Annotated in this window: 4 protein-coding genes and 1 pseudogene; 2 read left to right on the top strand and 3 right to left on the bottom strand. The window is 70.4% G+C overall.

Annotated elements, in window-relative coordinates; translation table 11 throughout:
• Both A5730_RS25045 and A5730_RS23405 read left to right on the top strand, forming a co-directional pair.
• Window positions 1–1,160: pseudogene (locus A5730_RS25045) on the top strand (hypothetical protein); the annotation flags it as partial.
• A gap of 232 nt (window positions 1,161–1,392) precedes the next feature.
• Complete coding sequence (locus A5730_RS23405) at window positions 1,393–1,965, top strand: TetR/AcrR family transcriptional regulator (RefSeq protein WP_067905790.1); 573 nt, start codon at window positions 1,393–1,395, stop codon at window positions 1,963–1,965.
• Between the two features lie 13 nt (window positions 1,966–1,978).
• Here A5730_RS23405 and A5730_RS23410 read toward each other — a convergent pair whose 3' ends face one another.
• From A5730_RS23410 to A5730_RS25280, 3 genes are all read right to left on the bottom strand, one after another.
• Window positions 1,979–2,665 (bottom strand): hypothetical protein, encoded by a 687-nt coding sequence (locus tag A5730_RS23410; protein ID WP_067905792.1) that lies wholly within the window; start codon window positions 2,663–2,665, stop codon window positions 1,979–1,981.
• 92 nt (window positions 2,666–2,757) lie between these two features.
• Window positions 2,758–4,308: a type VII secretion integral membrane protein EccD gene (eccD, locus tag A5730_RS23415; protein ID WP_067905794.1), complete on the bottom strand. Its 1,551-nt coding sequence runs from the start codon at window positions 4,306–4,308 to the stop codon at window positions 2,758–2,760.
• Entirely contained in the window at window positions 4,305–5,111 is an 807-nt protein-coding gene (locus A5730_RS25280; protein WP_231994783.1) for a MinD/ParA family protein, read from the bottom strand. Before A5730_RS25280 ends, eccD begins: the two co-directional genes overlap by 4 nt.
• Between the last annotated feature and the right edge of the window lie 571 nt (window positions 5,112–5,682).

The raw sequence follows: 5,682 nt of genomic DNA on the forward strand, positions 1-5,682 counted from the left end.
ATGTCGCCGTCGGCGGCGCCTCGCACCGAAGAGTCCACCGCCGCCGCGCCGCCCGGCGCGGCGGGCATGCCGGCCGGGCCCTGGGGGCGGCGGGCGGCGGGGCGCGCGGCGGCCGGGCGGGGGCTTACAGCGCTGCCGCCGGCCCGAAGCCGGCGGGCGGTGCGGCCCCGACCAAACCGGCCGCGGCCGGCGGCAGGGCGGGAGCGCGGCCGGCCGCACACGCCGGAGATCCGACATCCTCGATCGACCAGGCCGACGCCGCGGACGCGGTTGTGGTGACGCCGATCATCCCCGTTTCCAAAGCACGCGCCGAACGCGACGCCATCGCCGACGCCGCCACCGCCGACGCCGCCCGCCGGGACGGCGGATCCGATCCCCTACGGCTCGCGCGGCGCATCGCGGCAGCGTTGAACGCGCCGGGCACGCGCGGCGGGAGCGACCTCGGATTCTTCTGGGTGACCGCGGTGACCACCGACGGCTCGATCGTGGTGGCGAACAGCTACGGGATCGCCTACATCCCCGACGGGATCCAATTACCCGAGCCCGTGCAGCTGGCCAGCGCCGACGACGCGATTCCCGCTGCCGAGCGGGCGCGCTGGGTGACGTACCCGGTGCTGGCCGTGCAGGGCTGGGCCGACCATCACGACAAGAAGCTGCGGGCGGTCATCGCAACGGAGGAGCAGCTGGCCAACTCCGATGCCGGCGCGGCCAAGGTCGTGCTGAAGCCCGATGACATTCCGGACAGCGGGGACATGGTCGGCCGATCGCGCCTGGAGGTGGTCGATCCCGAGGCCGCGGATCGCCTCGCCGCCACCACCGACGTCCGGCTGGTCAACATGTTGCCGCCGGCGCCGGCGGCCGGCCAGCACGCCCCGCCCGACGAGCAGGCGCCGAAACCGCCCGACGGGGTAGCTCCGCCAGCCGATCAACGGCCCATGCTGTGGTTTGACGTGATGAAGCCGCTGGCCAGCAGCTCACCCGGCCGCCAAGCCGCGCACCTGCGGGCGTTCCATCGCTACGTCGAGCACACCCAAGAGGTCGTTCTCAACGAGGCGCACACCGCGGTCGATCCCGCCGCCCAGCGCTCGGCCGTCGCCGATTGGCTGTACTGGAAGCGCCTCTCCGGGTTGTTGACCGCAGCCCTGTCCGACGCGCGGTGAATCGGGCGACTGAACCGTCGCGCATCGAAAAACGGGCTCTTGCAACCCTTCCCGGCATCCCTCGGCCGCGACAGGGCGGGCGCCCCCCTCAATGCGCCCGCCCCCGTCGAGTCAATGGGCATCGCCGTTGGCCGGACCACTCGGCACGCCAGTCTGGGTGTCCAGCTCAGGCTCTCCTCAGTCGTTGTCTGTAGTCAATCGACTACAGTGCGTTATGAGGTAGTGTAGACAGATGACTACAGACGGTGCAAGCCCCCCGGAGCAGGAAATTTCTCCGACGGGCCGCGACGAGGTGGTCGCCGCGATCCTCGAGAGCGCGAGTGAGTTATTCGCCGAGCGGGGACCGGCTGCCGCCTCCATCCGCGATATCGCCGCCCGCGCGCGGGTCAACCACGGTCTGGTCTTCCGGCATTTCGGCACCAAAGAGAAGTTGGTCGCCTCGGTACTCGATCATCTGGCGGGCCAGCTCTCCGCGGTGATGGACCGTGGCGGGACCCCGGACGAAATCCAGGCGGCCGGCGGCCGCCACTTGCGGGTGATCGCGCGGGCGCTTTTGGACGGGTATCCGGCGGGTCAGCTGCAGTCCAGCTTCCCCGCAGCCGCCAGGCTTCTCGACGAGATCCGGCCCCAGCACCCCAGCGAGGACGCGGCGCGGCTGGCGGCGGCGAACGCCAGCGCGTTGTTGCTCGGCTGGCAGATGTTCGAACCGTTCCTGCGCTCCGCCACGGGACTGCACGACCTTCCGGCCGACGAGCTCCGCCGATCCATCGTCGCCGAAATGGGGCGGCTGGCTCAGCCGCACTGAGGCGCGACCCGCCCTAGAGGTTGATCTCCGCCGGGGCCGCTTCCGGTCGCGCGGCGGCCGGCGGCCGGGTGGGCATGCCCTCCGACGTCTCGCTGCCTGGCGCCGCGCCTTCGGCGGACGCTTCGGATTCCACCTCTTCGTCGGACTTCTTGTCGCGCGCCTCGTCGTCGGGCTTGTTGCTGTCCGCCAGCTGCGCCGGTGTGGCGCCGGCACCCTGCATGCCCTGCATGCTTCCCATCGCCCCCTGCATGCCTTGCATGACAGACCCGAGCATCCCACCGGCGCCGGCCATTTGGTCGGGCTGGGGTGTCGGGGGTTTCGGAGTCGGTTTCGGCGCGGGTTTCTCGTCATCCACGGGGGCGTCGTCGGATTTGTCGCCCGACGTGCCCGCCGAAGACTCCCCGGCGGCCGCGAGGAACTGGACTTGGGTCAGCCGGTCGCCCAGTCTCTCGTCGGTGTCGGTATACATTCCCGCCGCGGCGGCGATGCTGGACCCGGTTCTGCTGAGCGCGGCTTTGACCGCGGGCAAGCCGTCGACCACCGGTGATTCGATGATCGGCAGGGTCGCGTTCACGGCCGCCGACACGGAATCCGCGCCGGGCGCGACAATCGGCGCCGGCGGCGAGGGAAACGGCAGATCCCGCAAGGTGTTTCCGGCCGTCTCGAGGCGGGACGGCTCGACGACCAATGGTTCGATCATCAGCCGATCTCCTCTGCGCGTTTGCCGTCGGGAATATCCTAACCAGGCCCGCGGCCCCGCGACCGCGGCAATTTTCGCCGCCGTCGTGACCGTCAGAATTGGATGTTGCGGACGATGTCGTAGACACCGGTGATCCACAACAGCATTGGCAGGATGGCTGCCACCAGGAGGCCGTCGAGCAATTCCAGGACGCGCTTCATGACCGGCGAAACGCGCCGTACCGACAGCGTCGCCCCGACGATCGCCAGCGTCACGAGGCCCATGCTGACCAGGATGGTCAGGAGCAGCCATGCGCTGTGCGGATACCAGATACACAGTCTGGCGGTCACCCCGATCGGGATGGCGACGGCCGCCGCCAGCAGCGCCCACGCGCACCACCGGTCGGCGTAGAGGCGCGACCTGAATCCGCATGCGACGGTGACCAACCCGGCGACGATGAGGCTGTGCACGAAGAAGTGCCCGCGCACCACGGTCGCGATGACACCGACCGCGAGCACCAGGGTGCCGGCCGTGACGAACCCGACCAGCAGTCGCTTGGCGAGTTCGCTGCGTTCGGTGAGGCGCGCGGCGGAGTCGGGCACCGACGCGATGATGGCCTGCCAGGTGCGGGCCTCCTTGTCGTCGCCACCCTCTTGGCCCGCAACGGCATCGAGCAATTCGTCATGGTCGACGGCCTCGCCCGGGGCGGGGATGGGCGGCAGCGCGATCCGGGCCACGGCGACGGTCAGCTTCGCCGCATTGGTGACGGTGAACAGCCCGAACACGATGGCACCGGCCGGCACCCAATGTTGCCAGCCGTATCCGAACGCAACGGCCGCCGCGGTGACCGCGATCGCGGTGATGACGACGAACGATGCGAGCTCCGAACGCCGCCGGGGGCCACCCCGGGTCAGCAGCGCCAAGAACAATACGGCCGCGGCCGCGGCGGCGAGCTGCGGCGCCCCGAGCGGAGCGGCTCCGTGCGGGGGCGGAACGGCAAGCGCCGCAGCGATGGTGAGCAACGGCGACGCCGCCGTCAACAAGCTCTCCGAGAGACTCACGTTCTGGTAGAACCGCTTGGCTGCCCAACTGCCCAGGAGCACCAGCAGCCCGGCGATGCCCAGCGCGAGCGGCCACCACAGGTGCCGCCCGGTGTTCCACCACGCCTGCACCGTTATCGCGGAGACGGCCGTGGCCGCGATCGGAATCGCCACGCCGATAAAGCGATTGAGCGCCGTCCGGTCGAACTCGGGGGATTCGTCGAGCACCGCAATCGCGTCGATGACGTCCTCGACCAACGGTCGGTACCGCTCCGTGCGACTGACCGACACCAATGTCAGCAACGATCCGTCGACCACCACGGCGTCGTCGAGGGACTTGTCCGGCTTCAGCGGCGGGGCCCCGGGCCGCGCGAAAGTCCAAGCGCCCTGGGCAGAGAAGTCAAAGCCGGCGAGCACGTCGGCTGGAGTGTCTTCGAGCAGTTCGGCCAAGACGGCGACGGTGTCGTCGATGTACGTGTCGATCGGGACCGACGACGGCAGCACCACATCGGTCAGTCGCCGGCCGGTAAGGATGGTCACCCGGGTGGTCGCGGGCTTGGCGGGCGTGGTGCCGGCGGTCCCCGCGGTCGCGGCTGCGCCGGCAGTGGCGGTGGGCGCGCTCAACGACGTTCACCCCTGTCGAAATCGTCGGACAGTGCTGCGGCAAGCTCGGTAATCCTACGCTTGTAGACCGGGTCGAGTTGGCCGATTTCGATCTCTTTGCCAGCCGCGACGTGCTTGTCCCAGGGCAGCACCACGATGCGTTCCGGCCGAACATGCTGGCTGAATTGCCGTACCAGGCCGGTGGTGGCGACGTTGGGTTCTCCCGGTGCGACATGGTTGATCACCACGCATGCGCGGCTTAGCAATTCCTGTCGTCCGCTGTTGCGCAGCCAGTCGATCGCGACCGCGGCTTGCCGCGCACCGTCGATCGATGGGGTGGTCACGATCACCACCCCGGATGCCGTGGCGAGCACACCGCGCGTCAAGCCGGCCCCGCAGTCGGCCAGCACGACGTTGTAGAACCTGGACACCGCATCGGCCGCGTACTGCCAGTCGGCCGCGCCGAACGGGCGCGGCGCCGAGTTGTACTCCTGCGCGGCGAGCACTTCAAGGTTGACCGCGTTGACACCGGTGTGTGCGCGCACGTCGTTGTAGTGCGAAAGGTCCCTGCGGGCAAGCAGATCCGCGACGGACGAAGCCGGCCGACGTCCCACTCGATCCGCGAGGTTTCCCGAGTCCGCGTCCGCGTCGAACGCCAGGATCCGGTCGCCGCGCACCTGCGCCAACACCGAGCCGAGCGCGACCGTCACGGCCGTCTTGCCGACTCCGCCCTTGAGGCCGACGATCGCGATCTCGTGCGAGCCGCGCGGAAGGCGGCGAATGCGCCGGTGCAAGTCCAGCTCGTACTTCTCGTCGCGGGACAAGCCGACGTTGATGCGCGTCGAGGCGTATACCCAACGCCGCCAACCGCGTTGCGGTACCGCGTCGGCCGCGGCGGTGTCGGCAGGCTTGGGACCGGTGTGGGTGACGGCGCTGCCCCCGCGGTCACCGTTCGCGCGCGCGGGCGGCGAACCCGGTCGGGCGGATGCCTCGGCGGGTCGCTGCGTCGCGGGACGAACGGGGGCCACGTCGCGTTCGCGTCGCTTCGACGCGGGCGGTACCGGGCCGCCATTCGGTTTCGCCGCCGACGGGCTGACGCGTGGGCTTGGTGCGGCGGAAAGAGTGGTCGGTTTCGCGCGGTGGCTGTGTCGGCTGGGGCCGGTGTTGGGGAGGTCCTGCCCATCGGCGTCGCCGCGGTTGGCGCGGCGCGCGTGCCGCGCATGCTGGGCGGGGGCTTGGGTCCGCGGCTCCGGCTGCGGCGCAGGCGGTTCCGGCTCGGCCGGCGGGGGCTGCTGCGGTCGGTCCGACTCCGGTGGGGGCTGCTTGGGCCGCTCGACCGGCGGAGCTTCGGGTGTCGTGGCGACGGGTTGTTGGGGTGGGTCGATGGGCATGGGG

Source organism: Mycobacterium sp. ACS4054 (genome assembly GCF_001667275.1).
Classification (GTDB): Bacteria; Actinomycetota; Actinomycetes; order Mycobacteriales; family Mycobacteriaceae; genus Mycobacterium.